This window comes from Rhodococcus sp. PvP016, from assembly GCF_017832185.1.
Classification (GTDB): Bacteria; Actinomycetota; Actinomycetes; order Mycobacteriales; family Mycobacteriaceae; genus Rhodococcoides.
Window position 1 is genome coordinate 236,735 of record NZ_JAFIBH010000001.1, and the last position, 16,413, is coordinate 253,147.

The following is a 16,413-nucleotide window of genomic DNA, read 5'->3' on the forward strand; positions in this document are numbered from 1 at the left end:
AGCTTCCTGGTCGGTGGATGCGGTCACTGGCCTGCTCCCGGACTACGGACGGGATCCACACCGAGGGTGCGAATCGGCTCACGGTATCCCGGAATGTCCGGGAGACCGGGCGGGAAGGTGTTGACGATGACCTGGTCGAACCAGCGGCCGTTACCGACGATGTTGGTGTACAGCCGGACGAACGGCGAGTACAGCTTGATCGCCTCGGCGATGTTCTGGTTGTTGGTCTTCAGGGTGTCGATGACCTGGCCCAGCGACTGGAGTGCGGGCCCGATCTGCGCCTCGTTTTCGCGAATCAGACCGGTCAGCTGCGTGGACACCCGCTGCGTGCCGATGAGCAGCTGCGAGATGGACTGCTGCCGATTGTTCAACTCCTGCAACAGGACCGAGGCATCACCGATCAACCTGGTGAACTCCTGGTTGCGGTCGGCGAGAACCTGCGTCGTCTTGTCGGTCGCGGCGAAGAGCTTGCTCAGCTCGTCGTCACGGGAGGAGATTGTCTCGGACAACCGCGTGACACCGTCGAGCGAGGCGCGGATGTTCTCCGGCGTCTCGGAGAACGCCTGCGAGAGCGTCTCCATGCTCGTCGCGAGCTGCGTCGTGTCGATGTCGCCGGTGGTACGGGCGGCGTCGGAGAACGCGTCGATGACGTCGTAGGGCGCGGTGGTGCGGTCGATCGGGATCGCGTCGCGCGGGTTCAGCCGCTCCTCGCCCTTGGGCTCGAGCGAGAGGAACTTCTGGCCGAGCAGCGTCTTGATCTGGATGGACGCAGAGGTCTTGTCGCCGACCCACGCGTCACTGACCGTGAACTCGACCTTCACCTTGTCGCCGTCGAGGGCGACGTCGGTGACCTTGCCGACCTTCACGCCGGCGATCCGCACCTCGTTGCTGGCGCGCAGTCCGGCCGCTTCGGAGAAATTCGCGGTGTACTTCGATCCGGCACCGATGATCGGCAGCGAGTCGAGGAAGAACGCGGACAACGTCGCCATCAGGATGATGAAGATGCCGAGGGCACCCAGCACCGCGGGCTTGCGTTTCGTCACGAGATACCTCCTGCGGCGCAACGCTTCGCGGAGTTGGTGTACAACGGCTGATTGATGGTGGGCAGTCCTGTCGGGAGGTTGAGCTGCGGCGCGTAGCCCGGCCCGGCGACGATGTCGATGCCGCACAGGTAGAACTGGAACCACGAGCCGTAGCTGGCGACGCGGATCAGCTTCTCGAGCTTGACCGGGAAGTTCGACAGGATGTTGTCGAAGTCCTGCTGCCGGTTGTTGATCTTGGTCGACAGTCCGTCGATCGACGAGATGGCGGACTGGATGGACGGGCGGGTGGGCTCGAGCAGGTCCGCTGTCGCGTCGGTCAGTCCGGCCAGCGAGGTGACCGCCGAGCCGACGGTGTCACGATCCGCCGACAGACCCGACACCAGCGCCTGGGTGTTCACGATCAACTGGTCGAGTTCCTTGTCGTGCTGGTTCACCGTGTCGAGGACACCGTTCAGGTTGTCGATGACCGCACCGATGACCTGATCCTTGTCGGCGACCGTGTTGGTCAGGCTCGCGGTGTCGCGCACCAGATCTCCGATGGTGCCCGACTCGCCCTGGAACACCTGGATGATCTCGTAGGACAGCTTGTTCACGTCGTCGGCCGTCAGCGTCTGGAACAGCGGACGGAAGCCGTTGAACAGCGTCGTCAGGTTCACCGCGGGGGACGTCCGATCGAGCGGGATGGTGGCTCCGCTGGTGATCTTCTCGCCCTGGTCGCCCGTGCCCTGCTCGAGCGCGATGTAGCGCTGCCCGATCAGGTTCCGGTAACGGATGGTCGCGGTGGTGGAGGCCGGCAGCCATTCCCGTTCGGTCAGCGCGAAGTCCACCTGAGCCAGGTCACGTTCGTGGATCTCGATCTTCTCGACCTGGCCGACGCGCACGCCGGCGATGCGCACCTCGTCGCCCTCGTTGAGCGAGGAGACGTCGGTGAAGATGGCCGAGAACTTGGTCTTGCCGGACCCGGCGCCGTTGGCGATGGTCAACGCCAGCGCAGCCGTCGCCAGGATGGTCACCACCGCGAAGACGATCAGCTTGATCAGCGGTGCCGCTAGGCCTCTCATCGCACACTCACTTCCGTGCCGCGGAGCGCCGGAGCGCCCACCAGGGTGGTCCACGCGGGAACCTGGTCCGGGGAGATGCCGGAGCCTCCGCCGTAGACCACGGCCAGCGTGTCCCGTTCGATGTCCGATCCGGCGTAGGCCGCCGGGACGGGCGACTGCAGCGGATTGGGCAGCGCGCCGGGGTCCACCGCGGGGCCGGGGTTACGCGACGGCACCTGGTAGGAGCCGTCGTTGACGCCGCTGCCCGGGTACTGCGGGAAGAACTTGCCTGGTGTGGTCACGTTCTCGAAGCACGACGCACCGCGGGTGTCGAACAGGCGCGGCTCGTCCTGATTGGGGATGTAGCGCCCCTTCGGGTTCACGAAGTTGATCGACGCACGGACGCCGGGGTACGCATCGTCGACCGAGAGGATCTTCTTCGCCTCGTCTGCGACGCGGACGAATTCGGTGAACGTGCAGCCGAACGACGGGGAGAACTCGGCGAGCAGTTCGAGCGCCTCGCGGGAGTCCGCCGCGATGGACACGATGGACTCGGCGTTGGTCTGCACCAGGTCGGCGAGAGAACCCGACGACGCGGTGGCGCTCGCCAGCAGGGTGGTGACGTCGTTCTGCTTCTCCACCACCGTGTTTCCGGTGACGCGCAGGTTGTCCAGCGCGTCGATCAGATCGGGAGCGGCGGTCGAGTACGTCTCCGACAGGTCCGCGATGCCGACGAGGTCCTGCTGGATGTTCGGCAGCTCGTCGTTGAGGCCCGAGAAGATCTCCTCGAGCCGGTCGAGAGTCAGACCGAGCCGCTCGCCGTTGCCCTCGAGAGCCTGCGACAACGCACCGAGCGTGTTGGCGAGATCCTGCGGCGGGATGGCGTCGAGGAGCGGGAGCAACGAGTCGAGCAGTTGGCCGACCTCGACCGCGTTGCCGCTGGTGTCCTGACGGATCACCGCACCCTCGGCGAGAGGGCTTGCGTCGGCGGAGTTCTCGGGGATCTGGAGCGCGACGTAGCGCTCACCGAAGAGCGTCTTCGGCAGCAACCGGGCGGTGACGTTGGACGGGATGGTGCCCACGAGACCGGGATCGAGTGCCAGCTTGGACGTGACCTCGCCGTTCTCGGTGGTGGCGGACCGCACCTCGCCGACGATCATGCCGCGCGCCTTCACGTCCGCGTTGGCGGGCAGTGCGTTGCCGACGGTGTCGGTGATCAGGTCGACCATGACGACGTCCTTGAACGTCTTGTTGAAGGTCGTGATGCTCCACGCGACGAAGAGGACGACGACGAGCAGGAATCCGATTCCGAGGAGGCGACGACGTGTCGCCGACGGAGCGTGGTTCATCCGGCGACCCTCACCGTCGTCGTGGTGCCCCAGATGGCGAGGCTCAGGAAGAAGTTCAGCACCGCGACCGTGACCAGTGCGGCACGCACGGCACGACCGACGGCCACGCCGACGCCGGCGGGTCCGCCCGACGCGGTGTAGCCGTAGTAGCAGTGGATCATGATGAGCACGAAGGCGAAGACCAGCACCTTGGCGAAGGAGTAGAGCACGTCCTCCGGTGGCAGGAAGAGCGTGAAGTAATGGTCGTAGGAGCCTGGCGACTGACCGTTGAAGACCGTGCTCACCAAGCGGGACGCGAGATAGGCGGACAGCAGGCCGACGATGTAGAGCGGAATGACGGCGATGAACCCGGCGATCATGCGCGTCGACACCAGGAACGGCACGGACGGAACGGCCATGACCTCGAGTGCGTCGATCTCCTCGGAGATGCGCATGGCGCCGAGCTGGGCGGTGAAGCCACAGCCGACGGTCGCGGACAGCGCGAGGGACGCCACGATGGGCGCGATCTCACGCGTGTTGACGTACGCCGACAGGAAGCCCGTCAGCACCTGGCTGCCGAGCTGTTCGAGCGCCGCGAAGCCCTGCAGACCGACGACGACACCGGTGAACCCGGACATCATCAGGATGACGCCGATGGTGCCGCCGATGACGGCGAGAGCGCCGGAACCGAACGTGACCTCCGCGAGCAGGCGGAGGGTCTCCTTCTTGTAGTGCACGGCCGTCTTCGGGATCCACCCGATCGCGCGTCCGTAGAACGACATCTGTTCACCGGCACGGTCCAGCACACCGAGCGGAGCCGAGGCCGCGCTACGGAGCCGGAGCAGGGTGCGGTCTCCACGACCACGAGCGATGGTCATGCTCACCCTCCCTTCGCAGGGACGACCTGCAGGTAGACCAACGTCATGATCAGGTTGGCGAAGAACAGGATCAGGAACGTGATGACGACGGTCTGGTTCACCGCTTCACCCACGCCCTTCGGACCGGGATTGGGATGCAGTCCCTTGTAGGACGCGATGACGCCGGCGATGAGACCGAACACGACGGCCTTGAGCTCACCGACCCACAGGTCGGGCAACTGCGCCAACGTGGAGAACGACGCCAGGTACGCACCGGGCGTTCCGTCCTGCAGGATCACGTTGAAGAAGTAGCCACCGGCGATGCCGATGACCGAGACCAGGCCGTTGAGCAGCAGCGCGACGAGAATCATCGCGAGGACGCGGGGAACGACCAGGCGCTGCACCGGATCGATGCCGAGCACCCGCATGGCGTCGATCTCCTCGCGGATCGTGCGCGAACCGAGGTCGGCCGTCACGGCCGATCCCGCCGCACCCGCGATGAGCAACGCCACCACGATGGGACTGCCCTGCTGGACCACTGCCAGCACGCTGGCGGCACCGGTGAAGGACTCGGCGCCGAGTTGCTTGATCAGCGACCCGGTCTGCAGGGAGACCACAGCGCCGAACGGAATGGCGACCAGCGCAGTCGGAAGAATGGTGACGCTGGCGATGAACCAGGCCTGTTCGATGAATTCGCGGAACTGGAAGGGGCGACGGAAGGTATTCCGCGCGACATCGACGAGAAGTTCGACGATGTTTCCTGCCTGGGCCAGCGCTGCAGTGCCCGACTTGAGAATCGGGTTCTTCGTTTTCGCCATTGTTTTCGGTCAGCCCCGCGAGCCACTGGAAGGGAGACCGTCGTTCCGGTCCTGGCCGGGCTCGCTCCATCCCTGGTTGCTGTAGCCCTGGTCGTAGGTCTGGCCCTGGTCGTAGGTCTGGCCCTGGTCGTAGGTCTGGCCCTGGTCGTAGGTCTGACCGCCGTAGGCCGGCTGCTGGTCGTAGCCCGACTGCTGACCGTACGACTCCTGGTGGCCCTGCTGAGCACCCGCGTAGGCCGGCTCCGCCTGACGGCCGTCCTGGCTGTCGGCCTCGTCGAGACTCTGCTGGATGGCGTGCTGTGCGTGCTCGGGCAGCGTGTGCATGATGCTGCGCACCCGGTCGCGGCGACGATCCACGGCCTGACGACGAGGCATGCCGGGCGTGGGGTCCATCTGCGGCATGATGCCCTCGACGTCCTCGACACCGCCGAGATTGTGACCGGCGTCGGAGAGGGCCTGCTCCTGGCGCATCTGCGCCTCGTCCTTCTCCTCGCTCATGCCGATCGGCCCGATCATGGTGCCGTTCAGGAACTGCTTCACGGCGGGCTCGTCCGAGGTGAGCAGCACCTCGCGCGGACCGAACATGACGAGGTTCTTGCGGAACAGCATGCCGATGTTGTCCGGCACCGTGCGCGCGAGATTGATGTTGTGCGTGACGATCAGCATCGTCGCGTCGATCTGGGCGTTGATGTTGAGCAGCAGCTGGCTGATGTAGGTGGTGCGCACCGGGTCGAGGCCCGAGTCGGGCTCGTCCACCAGGATGATCTCGGGGTCGAGGACGAGCGCACGCGCCAGACCGGCACGCTTGCGCATACCGCCGGAGATCTCGCCGGGGAGCTTGTTCTCGGCGCCGGTCAGACCGACCAGCTCGAGCTTCTCCATGACGATGCTGCGAATCTCGTCCTCCTTCTTCTTCGTGTGCTCACGAAGCGGGAAGGCGGTGTTGTCGTACAGGTTCATGGAGCCGAAGAGGGCGCCGTCCTGGAAGAGCACGCCGAACAACTTGCGGATCTCGTAGAGCTCCTTGGACGAGCACTCCATGATGTCCGTGCCGTCGACGACGATCGATCCCTCTTCCGGACGGAGAAGGCCGATGAGCGACTTGAGGAAGACGGACTTGCCGGTACCGGACGGCCCCAGGAGAGCACTGACCTCGCCCTTCGGGAGCGTCAACGTGACGTCCTGCCAGATCTTCTGCACACCGAACGACTTGGTCAATCCCTCGACCGAAACCTCGACACCCACTTGGATCCCTCCCACTGCTCGTCGCACACGACGCGAACGCGTCGACACCGGTGTGCGTCGCGTCACTCTAACTCAGCCGAGTGGTCGCAACGACCACGGACCTTACCGCCCAGTAACACGTCCCCCGACCTGGCCGCAGTCTCCGGTTAGAAGTGTGACCCATGAACGCCCGATTCACGAGGGAACGGAGCCGACAAGGCCGAAATTGGTGGCGGCAGTGCACGCCGGGGCGTTCCGGTGTCGCTCCGTCCGGCGCGCGCCGAGCGCTCCCACCTGCGGCGTCGTACGGCGTCACCGGCTCGCCGAGGCAACTCTGTGACGTCACACCGACTTCTCCCGCGCTCCCGCCGTTAGCGTCGACAGTGCCGTCGTGACACCTAGCGTTGCGCTCGCGCACGACACTCGCCGCGCTGTATCCACGGGCGAGGTCCGGGGGAAAACGGGGGATCACGCCATGGGCAGCAGCTCGAAGGACGACACGGGGACGTCCGCGTCACGGGGGCACTCGACGTTCGGGATCCGAACCGAGATCGGTCGACGCCGGCAGCTCGCGGCGTTCGGCGTCATCTGCATCGCGGAGCTCCTCATCGTCCTCGACATGACGATCATCAACGTCGCGCTGCCGTCCATCGGCATCGAACTGTCGACGGGCATCTCGGGACTCCAGTGGGTGGTGGACGCGTACACGCTCACCTTCTCCGGTCTCCTCCTGGCGTTCGGCAACCTCGGTGATCGATACGGGCGCAAGCTCTTCCTCGTCGTCGGCCTGACCGGCCTGGGTACCGCGTCGGTGATCGGTGCGCTCGGCGACTCCCTCGTGCACGTCCTGACCTCACGCTCGATCATGGGTGTCTTCGCCGCGATGGTCCTGCCCGCGACCCTGGCCGTCATCACCAACCTGTTCCCGAAGCCGCAGGAACGTGCCCTCGCCATCGGCGTGTGGTCGTCCATCGCCGGCGTGGCCGTCGCGATCGGACCGGTGTCGGGCGGCTGGCTGCTCGAACACTTCTCCTGGCACTCGGTGTTCTGGATGAACGTCCCCGTCGCCCTCGTCGCCGTCGTGCTCGTGGTGCTCGTCGTCCCCGAGTCGAAGGCCTCGGCGGTGGGCCCGCTCGACGTGCCCGGCGTGATCCTGTCGATCGCGGGCGTCACCCTGCTGGTGTTCGTGGTCATCGAGGCACCCAACTTCGGCTGGACGTCGTGGCGGACGATAGGCGGACTCGTGCTCGCCGCGGCGTTCCTCGTGCTGTTCGTCCGGCGGGAGCGGCGCATCTCGTCCCCCGTCCTCGACGTGTCGCTGTTCCGCATCCGCCCGTTCGCGTGGCCCGCCGTGTCGATCGCGGTGGGGTTCTTCAGCCTCTTCGGCTTCCTGTTCCTCATCACCCAGTACTTCCAGGGAGTGCGCGAGTACTCCCCTCTCGCATTCGGAATCGCGACACTGCCGTTCGCCGCCGCACTCGCCGTCAGCTCTCCGGTCTCGACGATCGTCGCGCAGAAGATCGGCACGATGCCCGTGCTCGTGACGGGTCTCGTCCTCATCGGGGCGGGCCTGCTCGTCGCGGGACGCGTCGAGATCGACAGCTCCTACCTGACGCTGGTGCTGCCCGCGATGCTGTTGCTCGCGGTCGGCATCGCGATCATCCAGGGCCCCGCGACGGAATCCATCATGTCGTCCCTCCCCCTCGACGAGGCCGGAGCCGGCGCCGCGGTGAACGACACGACTCGCGAGATCGGCGGCACACTCGGTGTCGCGGTGCTGGGATCGATCGTCGCCTCCTACTACGTGTCGACGGTGCGGCCGCTCGTCGAACGGATCCCCACCGCCATCATGAGCGAGACGGAGAAGGGCTACGCGCAGTCCAGCGTGCTCAGTGTCATCGAGATCCAGAAGCGGGACCTGCCCGCGATGTTCGAACCGCAACGCGCACAGTTGATCCTGGAGATGAAGGAAGCTGCGCTGCGCGGCTCGTCCATCGCGGCCTACGTGGCGGCGGGAGCCGTGTTCGTCTGTGCCGCACTGGTCTTCTTCTTCTTCCCGGCGTCGTATCGCACGACGGGCATGCTGGCGCCGCAGACCTCCGACGAGCGCGCGGTGGACCGTCTCGCCGCAGCGAAGGACGCCGGTTCTGCCCCGAGCAGCGGCCCGGACTCGCCGTCATGACCGGCCGGCACGCCGCTCCGCCGCCGCGGTCGTCGTCCCACCTCCTCTCGTCACCGCGGCGGATGATCGCCTTCCTCGTCATCTGTCTCGTCGAACTGCTGGTCGTGCTCGACAACACCGTCGTCAACGTCGCTCTGCCCGACATCTCCACCGACCTCCGTGCCGGCTTCACAGGACTGCAGTGGATCGTCGACGCGTACATCCTCACGTTCTGCGGTCTGCTGCTGGCCTTCGGCAACATCACCGACCGCATCGGACGACGACGCATGCTGCTGATCGGCGTGATGGGGCTCGCCGCGACGTCGGTGGTCGGCGCGGTCGCCGACGACCTGCCACAGCTGATCGCCTCGCGGGCCCTGATGGGCGTTTTCGCCGCCGCAGCGCTGCCGGCGACCCTCGCCGTCATCATCGATCTGTTCCGTACTCCCGCCGACCGCGCGGTGGCCATCGGCGTGTGGGCCTCGATCGCCGGCGTCGCCATCGCCATCGGCCCGGTCTCGGGCGGATGGCTCATCGAACACTTCACGTGGCACTCCGTGTTCTGGCTCAACGTCCCGGTCGCCGCCGTCGCGGTGATCGGCATCGTCGCCGTGGTGCCCGAATCCCGCGCCGCGTCCACCGGTCCGCTCGATCTACCCGGTGTCGCCCTGTCCTTCGCGGGGGTCTCGCTCCTGGTGTACGCACTCATCGAAGCGCCGGGTCACGGCTGGGTGACCGTGCCCACGCTCGGCGGGATCGCGGTGTCGTTGATTCTGTTGTCCACCTTCGTCGTACGCCAGTCCCACGTACCGAGCCCGATCCTCGACGTGCGCCTGTTCCGGTTGCGCCCCTTCGCGATGCCGGCGCTCGCGATCTCGATCGCCTACTTCTCCCTCTTCGGGTACGTCTTCCTCATCACTCAGTACTTCCAGGGCGTCCGCGGCTACTCGCCGCTCGAATTCGGTGTCGCGACACTGCCGTTCGCGGTCGCGCTCGCGGTGAGTGCACCGACCGCGACCTCGCTGGCCCAGCGGATCGGCACCATGCCGGTGATCGTCGCGGGCCTGCTGCTGGTGGGCGTCGGCATGGTCATGGCGGGACAGGTGGGCATCGACAGCTCGTACGTCGGGTTGCTGCTGCCCACGATGATCGTGCTCGCGGTCGGTATCGCCGTGATCCAGGGTCCCGCGACCGAGTCCATCATGTCGTCCGTCCGCATCGACGAAGCCGGTGCCGGCTCGGCGGTGAACGACACGACGCGGGAACTGGGCGGCACTCTCGGTGTCGCGGTTCTCGGATCGGTGACCGCGTCGTACTACAACACCACCGTCGGCCCGCTCGTCGCGACCATCCCGTCGGAGATCCTCCCGGACCGCGACCGGGAGTACGTGAACGGCAGCGTCCTCAGCGTGCAACAGATCCAGCAGTACCCGGTCCCCGAGATGTTCTCCGCAGTGCGCGACAACCTCGTCCTGTCCATGAAGGACGCCGCGATGGCCGGGTCCGAGGTGGCGTCCTACATCGCCGCCGCGGCCGTGTTCGCCTGCGCGATCGTCGTCGCGATCATGCTTCCCCGCCACCACCGCACCACAGGAGTCGTCATGACCTGTCCCGAGGACACCACCCGTCAGTTCAGTGCGGACGAACGGTGAGCGGCCTGACCGTCGCCGTGACCGGCGCGACGAGCGATTTCGGCGCCGTCATTCTGCCTGTGCTGCTGAATGATCCGGAGATCGACCAGGTCATCGGGCTGGGTCGTCGAGCACCGCGCGTGCGGCACCCGAAGCTCCGCTCGATCGCGATGGACATCCGCTCTCCCGAACTCGAGACGGCCTTCGCCGGCTGTGACGTGGTGATCCACCTGGCCTTCGTCGTCGAGGAGCAGCGTGACAAGGCTGCGATCCACGCGACCAATCTGGAGGGCTCGCGCAACGCCGTCGAGTGCGCGCACCGGGCCGGTGTGCGCTCGATGGTCATCGCCTCGAGCGTCAGCGCCTACGGACGCGAGGACCTCCCGGTGCCCGTCACCGAGGAGGAGTTCCCGACGTCGGATCCGTTGCGCTACTACTTCTTCGACAAGGCCGAGGTGGAGCACTTCGTCGAGTGGTGGCTGCGTCGCCACGAGGGCGGCATGACCATCTCGATGCTGCGCCCCACCTACATCGTGGGCACGCACTTCTCGAACGACGGCATCGACACGCTCACCCAGTCCGTGGTGGCCTTCCCCGATCCGGCGCAGTCCCGCTACCAGTTCCTGCACGAGGACGACCTGGCCGACGCCTTCCACCGGGCCGTCCGGACACCCCTGAACGGTCCCTTCAACCTGGGTCCGCGCGACTGGCTCGGGGTGCGCGAACTCGGCGCGATGCAGGGCCAGTTGGTGCTGCCGATACCGCTTCGAGTCCTGCGCACCGTGGTCGATCTCGCGTACGCGCTCCGCGTCCTGCCGTTCTCCAGCCACTGGATCTCCTCGGGCGAGGCAGCCGTGGACTCGACGGCCTTCGAACGCGCCACCGGGTGGACCCCGACGATGTCGTCCGCCGAGGCCGCGGCCGTGATGGTGCTGCTCAACGGCCGCCCCATCCTGTCGACCCGCCACGCCCCGGCTCGCCATCACGTGTGCGAGGCGGCCCTGGACGGCGCCACCCGCCGCGTGCGGACCTGGGGCGACGTGGACCCCGACGTGAAGGCGTTCAGCGTCGAACTCGATCGCGCGATCACGTCGTGCGAGCACCGCCAGATCCCCACGCCCAGCGGGTCCGTACACGCGGAGATCCACGAGGGCACCGACTCCTCGGCTCCCACCGTCCTTCTCGCGCTCCCCCGCGGTACCCACGCGCGATACGCCACCGGACTGGCACGGACTCTTGCCGACGAGGGTCCGCGGGTCGTGCTGCTCGACGCCCCGGGACACGGACTCGGCACCGGGATGCGCGGGCGCGCCGGACGCCGGGCACGAGCCGAGGCGATCGACGCCGCGGCCGGTGAGTTCGCGGGGACCGACGTTCTCCTCGTGCGGGTTCCGCGCACCAGGACTCGGCGGACGGCCACGGCACTGCGCCGTGGGGACGACACCCTGACCGCGGTTCCGGGCACGGACGGTCTGCTCGCCGCACGGAGCGGACCGCGCCTGCCCCGACGTCTGCGGGGAGCCGAACACAAGGCACCGCACACGGTCTCGGGTTCCTACCGGACCGTGCCGGTGCCGCGCGGAACCACTCTCACGTCCGGCCGTGGTCAGCGCCGGTTGCAGGAGGCGATCCTGCGCGCACTCCCCCGCCGCAGATGAGAGGGCTCAGGCCCGGAGGGCGAGCCACGACTGGGTGAATTCGCGCTCGGCGGAGAAGCTCTTGTCGATCTCGCCGACCATGATCTTCTCGACCACCGGACCCATCACCGGGATCGACGCGTCGACCGTACCGACGAAGCGGAGCACGCACTGCTGTGTTCCGGTCGCGAGGAGTTCGAGTTCCCCGTCGATGACCACGGGCATCCGGATGACCCGCAGGGTGTAGTGGCCCTGCGCGGACCCGTCCTCGCGCACCGACTGCCACGACTCGGTGCACCGTGCCGACATCGACGCTCCGGCGAAGCGCTGCAATGCCTTCGGCAGTGCCGCCGCCTCGAGGTCCTGGTCGACCACCGAGGTGGTCAGACCCTCCTCGACGCGATGCTCCACCACTCGACTGCCGCCACCGATCTCGGCGATCCGGTCCAGCCAGTACCTCTCGTCGGTGAGGGTCGCGTGCAGCACCGCGGCGGCACAGTCGTACGTCGTGCGCTGGTCGACCTGCGTCGTCACAGGGTCAGACCGACGCCGGTGCGGCGAGTGCCGCTCCCACCTCGGCCGGGGCCGAGTCGGGAGTGGGCGAGTTCTCGCCGAGGAACAGGCCCATCTTCTCCACGACGTAGTCGAGCTGGGTGGTGGTGTGGTCGGGCTGGACGCACAGACGCAGGAGTGCGCCGTCACGGGCCACCGCGGGGAACATGGCGGCGGACGCGAAAATGCCCGCGTCCCACAGCTTCCGCCAGGTGTTCACCGTTCGTAGATCGTCGCGAACGTTCACCGGGACGATGGGCGAGACCATGTCGGTCCCGTCCGGGAGGGGACTCGGCGCGTGGACGTCGACGCCGGCCGCGACGAGCCCGTCGTGCAGGTAGCGCGCATTGGCGAGGGTACGGGTGGCGCGCTCGGCGCCCTCCTCGGTCTGCATGAGCTGCACCGAGGCGAGGGCCGCACCCAGAGCCGCCGGCACGCCTGCGGTGGTGAACAGGAACGTGCGTGCGTGCACGCGCATCGCGTCGACGATGTCCTTGGAACCGGCCACGAAGCCACCCGAGGATCCGAGACCCTTGGAGAGGCAGCCCATCCGGGCGTCGATGTCGTCCTCGATGCCGAACAGCTCGGCGGCACCGGTGCGCTTCGCGCCCATGACCGCGACACTGTGCGCCTCGTCCACGAACAGCGCCGCGTCGTACTTCTCGCAGACGGCGGCGATCTCGTCGAGGGGGGCCAGATCACCGTGCATCGAGTAGAGGCCGTCCACGACCACCATGACGACACCGGTGGAGCGGGAGAGTTTCTCCTCCAACAGATCCACTCGGTTGTGGCGGAAGGCGCGGATGGTGGCACGCGAGAGGCGGCAGGCGTCGTAGATGGACGCGTGCGCGGCCGAGTCGACGATGATGGTGTCACCGACACCGCACAGCGCACTGATGCCGCCCAGGTTCGCCTGGTAACCGGTCGTGAAGACCAGCGCCTGCTCGGTCCCGTGCCAGTCGGCGAGCGCTTCCTCGAGCTCTGTGTGCAGCGAGATGGTGCCGTTGAGCAACCGGCTACCCGTGACCGTTGCGCCGTATTTGTCCAGTGCTGCAGCGGCTCCCGCGCGCACCAGCGGGTGATCGGCGAGGCCGAGGTAGTTGTTGGAACCGAGCATGATGACGCTGCGGTCCTCCACGTCGACGACCGGCGCGTTGACCGATTTCATGACGCGGAAGAACGGGTTCTGGTCGTGCTTGGTCAGGACACGGTGGGCCCAGATTCGCTTGTCGTGGCGGATTCGGTCGAGCATTCTCTGCGAGCTCATGTTCGCTCCAAGATCGGGGGATCGGTACGTGACGCGAGTGCGCTCGTCGGTCCGGAAGACCCGTGCGACGGGACACGTCTGTGATTCGAGCCTACGGTCAGCACGGGCGACCCGAGGGTGCCGCGACCTGTGAGTAGTTGCCAACGAACACGATTGCCCTTGTGTCTTGCAACAGCAGTTGAGACGGGCGCCATCGAGGCAGTCACCGACCCCGAATACTGCGGTATCGAGTGACGTGCTGGCACCGTGTCCCACACCGGTGTCAGCCACGGTCACCCTTCTTCGACGAAAGGCCGGTACGTGTCCGTTCTCGCTGACAGAGCAGCTCTCGCGTCCGACGGGACCGCGCAGCCGTCGCGGCTCATGTCCACCGAACGCGCCACGCTCCGTCGTCTGCTGCCCGCCCTCGCCACCTACCTCGAGGCCACACCCCTGTCCGTGCTCGAGGCGCCCGGCAGCGACGCCATCGCGACGTTCCGCGACGCGGGCGGATGCGGACTCATCGCACCCACCTCGCTCGGCGGGCTCGGCGCCACCGCCGTCGAGGCACTGCGCGTCCACCGAGCCATCGGCGCGGCCTCCCCGTCGCTCGCCGCCGCTGTCACGATGCACCACCTGTCGATCGCCACGATCATCGAGATCGCCATGGCAGGCCCCGAGGAGGAGCTGCCGCTCGTCGCCGGCCTCATCGAACAGAAGTCGATCATCGCGTCCGGGTTCGCGGAAGGCGTGGGCAGCACGCTGGTGCCGTCCGTGGACGCCTACTACGACGACGGCGACTACGTCGTCAACGGCAGCAAGAAGCCGTGCAGCCTGTCGGCCTCGATGGACTTCCTCGCCGCCAGCGTCGCGACGCGCGAGAAGAAGGGTGGAAAGACGCGCAAGGCGGTCGCGCTCATTCCTGCGTCGATGCCCGGCGTCTCGGTGCGTCCGTTCTGGACGACGCCCGTTCTCGCGGGTGCCGAGAGCGAGGAGGTCGTCCTCGAGGACGTGCGAGTGCCGGTGTCGCTGACCATGGTCGGCGCGCTGGACGATCCGGAAGGCATGCACGAACTCACCGGGTTCCTGTGGTTCGGCATTCTCGCGTCCGCCGGGTACATCGGCGCAGCCACGGCGCTCGTAGAGCGTCTCGTGGGGCACCCGAAAGTCAGCGACAGCGTCTACACCTCGGCGGCCGCCGAGCTCGAGGCAGCGATCGCGGGCCTCGAAGCAGTTGCCGCGGCGATGGACTCGGGTGAGCGCGGTGCCGACCTCTCGGCGCGGCTGTTGTTCTGCCGCATCGCACTGCGCGGCGCTCTGCGCCGCGCGGTCGACGCCGCCGTCACCGCCCTGGGCGGCATCGCCTTCATCACCGATCCCGACATCGCGTACCTGCAGTCGGTCGTGTCCGCCTTCGCGTTCCACCCGCCGTCGATCCGGGAGACCGAGTCCTCCTTGGCTGCCTACCACCGCGGCGAGAACTTCTCTCTGGCCTGACGCGGCCCCGGGTCACCGGACGCGGGTGCCGAAGACGACGAGGTTGTTCTCGTAGGACCCCGCGTCGTCGTCGAAGACACCGGCACACGTGATCAATCGGAGCTCGTCGCGCGGGACGGCGCCGAACACGCGCGCCGTCGGAAACTCGGATTTCGCGTAGTCGCCGATGTCCGTGACCCGGTACCCGGCCTCGATGCCCTCTGTCGTGGTGACCGTGACCTCGTCTCCCACCGACAGACCGCGGAGGCGGAAGAACACGGCAGGGCCCGTGGTCGAATCGACGTGACCGGCCAGCACCGTGGGTCCGACCTGATCGACCGCACCGGGACGCCCGGGACGCCCGCCGCCGGTGAACCATCCGACGTCGCCGTGATCCTCGGGAACCGCCATGGTGTTGTCCGAGTTCAGACCCAGCTCGATCAACGGTTCGTCCAGATCCATCGCGGGTGCCGACACCCGCGCCGGGACAAGAGGCCCCGTCTCGGACACAGCGGCGGCAGCAGGAGACGTCGCGGACACCGCCGTCTCCGTGGGCGGTGCGGCCGGTGGTCGCGCACAGGCGACCACCAGCCCCACCAGGAGGAACGCACTCGCGCGCGTCGACCATCTCATTCGCGTCGGTCGATCAGGAGTTCCGCCGACGGGCGACGCCCAGCCCGACGAGGGCTGCCACGCCCAGAACGGCAGCACCGGCACCCGCGACGGTCGCAGTCGAACTGTCGGTGACGGATCCACCGGCGCCCGTCTCGACACCGCCGACAGGAATCGGGGTCAGCTGTCCGCGCACAGCGCCGGCGGCGAAGGCGGTGGTGTGACTGTCCGCGGCGAACCCGGCGGCGTTCGCCTCGATGGCCGCGAGGTCGAAGTTCGTTCCGGTGTCGGCACCGTTCGCCATCACGCCGGTCGTGAACGGCCCCTGCAGGCAGCCGCTGCTGGTGCGGGGTCCGTCGCCGACCGGAGACGGGTTCGGGAACGCGATGCGCGGCGGACCCGCGGCACCCACTGCTGCCTGATGAATGTGCGTCGCCGTCTTCGCCGGCGACATGTAATCGCCGGTGACGCCCTCGAGGGTGATGTCGTAGCAGACGATGTTCTCGTCCGAGTTGATGCGGAACGTGAACGTGCCGGTCGCACCCGGCTCACCCGGTGTCGCGACGCCGTCCGCGTTCAGAACCTGGTCGGGTGTCGCCATGGCCGTGAAGGCGCTGGTGAACGACGACGGCTCGCCGACGGGTGTCTCTGCTGCCGCGGGGGCCGCGGTGAATGCGAGGAACGCCGCGGCGCCTCCGGCAACGATGATCGTTCCTCGTGCTGTGCGTGTCGTCATGATGGTCGTACCTTCCGATCGGGATGCGCGGACGTCCTTCGAGAGGGGATAC

General features: G+C 67.4%; 14 protein-coding genes. 4 read left to right on the plus strand and 10 right to left on the minus strand.

Annotated features, from left to right (window positions below):
- Positions 1 to 23 precede the first annotated feature (23 nt).
- Genes JOE30_RS00835 through JOE30_RS00860 form a run of 6 tightly spaced genes read right to left on the minus strand, consistent with a single transcriptional unit; the run spans position 24 to position 6,331 of the window.
- Positions 24 to 1,043, minus strand: a complete 1,020-nt coding sequence (locus JOE30_RS00835) for an MCE family protein (protein WP_307806015.1) — start codon at positions 1,041 to 1,043, stop codon at positions 24 to 26.
- On the minus strand, positions 1,040 to 2,104 hold the full coding sequence (locus tag JOE30_RS00840; RefSeq protein ID WP_027504569.1) for an MCE family protein: 1,065 nt from the start codon (positions 2,102 to 2,104) through the stop codon (positions 1,040 to 1,042). Before JOE30_RS00840 ends, JOE30_RS00835 begins: the two co-directional genes overlap by 4 nt.
- Entirely contained in the window at positions 2,101 to 3,432 is a 1,332-nt protein-coding gene (locus JOE30_RS00845) for an MCE family protein (protein WP_204869006.1), read from the minus strand. Before JOE30_RS00845 ends, JOE30_RS00840 begins: the two co-directional genes overlap by 4 nt.
- Complete coding sequence (locus tag JOE30_RS00850; protein WP_027504567.1) at positions 3,429 to 4,289, minus strand: ABC transporter permease; 861 nt, start codon at positions 4,287 to 4,289, stop codon at positions 3,429 to 3,431. The genes JOE30_RS00845 and JOE30_RS00850 overlap by 4 nt, the downstream gene beginning before the upstream one ends.
- 2 nt (positions 4,290 to 4,291) lie before the next feature.
- On the minus strand, positions 4,292 to 5,086 hold the full coding sequence (locus JOE30_RS00855) for an ABC transporter permease (protein ID WP_027504566.1): 795 nt from the start codon (positions 5,084 to 5,086) through the stop codon (positions 4,292 to 4,294).
- Positions 5,087 to 5,095: 9 nt separating this feature from the next.
- Positions 5,096 to 6,331 (minus strand): ABC transporter ATP-binding protein, encoded by a 1,236-nt coding sequence (locus JOE30_RS00860; protein WP_204869007.1) that lies wholly within the window; start codon positions 6,329 to 6,331, stop codon positions 5,096 to 5,098.
- Positions 6,332 to 6,785: 454 nt separating this feature from the next.
- On the opposite strand from JOE30_RS00860, the gene JOE30_RS00865 reads away from it, so the two are divergent.
- From JOE30_RS00865 to JOE30_RS00875, 3 genes are read left to right on the plus strand one after another with little or no spacing between them, the layout of a single operon-like run.
- On the plus strand, positions 6,786 to 8,492 hold the full coding sequence (locus JOE30_RS00865; RefSeq protein WP_204869008.1) for an MFS transporter: 1,707 nt from the start codon (positions 6,786 to 6,788) through the stop codon (positions 8,490 to 8,492).
- The gene (locus tag JOE30_RS00870; protein ID WP_204869009.1) at positions 8,489 to 10,123 is read left to right on the plus strand and encodes an MFS transporter; all 1,635 of its coding nucleotides are present in this window, start codon (positions 8,489 to 8,491) and stop codon (positions 10,121 to 10,123) included. Before JOE30_RS00865 ends, JOE30_RS00870 begins: the two co-directional genes overlap by 4 nt.
- A complete protein-coding gene (locus tag JOE30_RS00875) occupies positions 10,120 to 11,760 on the plus strand; it encodes an NAD-dependent epimerase/dehydratase family protein (protein ID WP_204869010.1) in 1,641 nt (546 codons plus the stop codon). The genes JOE30_RS00870 and JOE30_RS00875 overlap by 4 nt, the downstream gene beginning before the upstream one ends.
- 6 nt (positions 11,761 to 11,766) lie before the next feature.
- Here JOE30_RS00875 and JOE30_RS00880 read toward each other — a convergent pair whose 3' ends face one another.
- Entirely contained in the window at positions 11,767 to 12,273 is a 507-nt protein-coding gene (locus tag JOE30_RS00880; RefSeq protein WP_204869011.1) for a DUF2505 domain-containing protein, read from the minus strand.
- Positions 12,274 to 12,277: 4 nt separating this feature from the next.
- The gene (locus JOE30_RS00885; protein ID WP_239532455.1) at positions 12,278 to 13,558 is read right to left on the minus strand and encodes an aminotransferase class I/II-fold pyridoxal phosphate-dependent enzyme; all 1,281 of its coding nucleotides are present in this window, start codon (positions 13,556 to 13,558) and stop codon (positions 12,278 to 12,280) included.
- 300 nt (positions 13,559 to 13,858) lie between these two features.
- Between JOE30_RS00885 and JOE30_RS00890 the strand changes: the two genes are divergently transcribed.
- Positions 13,859 to 15,034, plus strand: coding sequence for an acyl-CoA dehydrogenase family protein (locus JOE30_RS00890; RefSeq protein WP_307806016.1), 1,176 nt, complete (start codon positions 13,859 to 13,861; stop codon positions 15,032 to 15,034).
- A gap of 12 nt (positions 15,035 to 15,046) precedes the next feature.
- Here the strand turns inward: JOE30_RS00890 and JOE30_RS00895 are convergent, their stop codons facing one another.
- Positions 15,047 to 15,646, minus strand: a complete 600-nt coding sequence (locus tag JOE30_RS00895; RefSeq protein ID WP_204869012.1) for a class F sortase — start codon at positions 15,644 to 15,646, stop codon at positions 15,047 to 15,049.
- 13 nt (positions 15,647 to 15,659) lie between these two features.
- On the minus strand, positions 15,660 to 16,361 hold the full coding sequence (locus JOE30_RS00900; protein WP_204869013.1) for a CHRD domain-containing protein: 702 nt from the start codon (positions 16,359 to 16,361) through the stop codon (positions 15,660 to 15,662).
- Positions 16,362 to 16,413 lie beyond the last annotated feature (52 nt).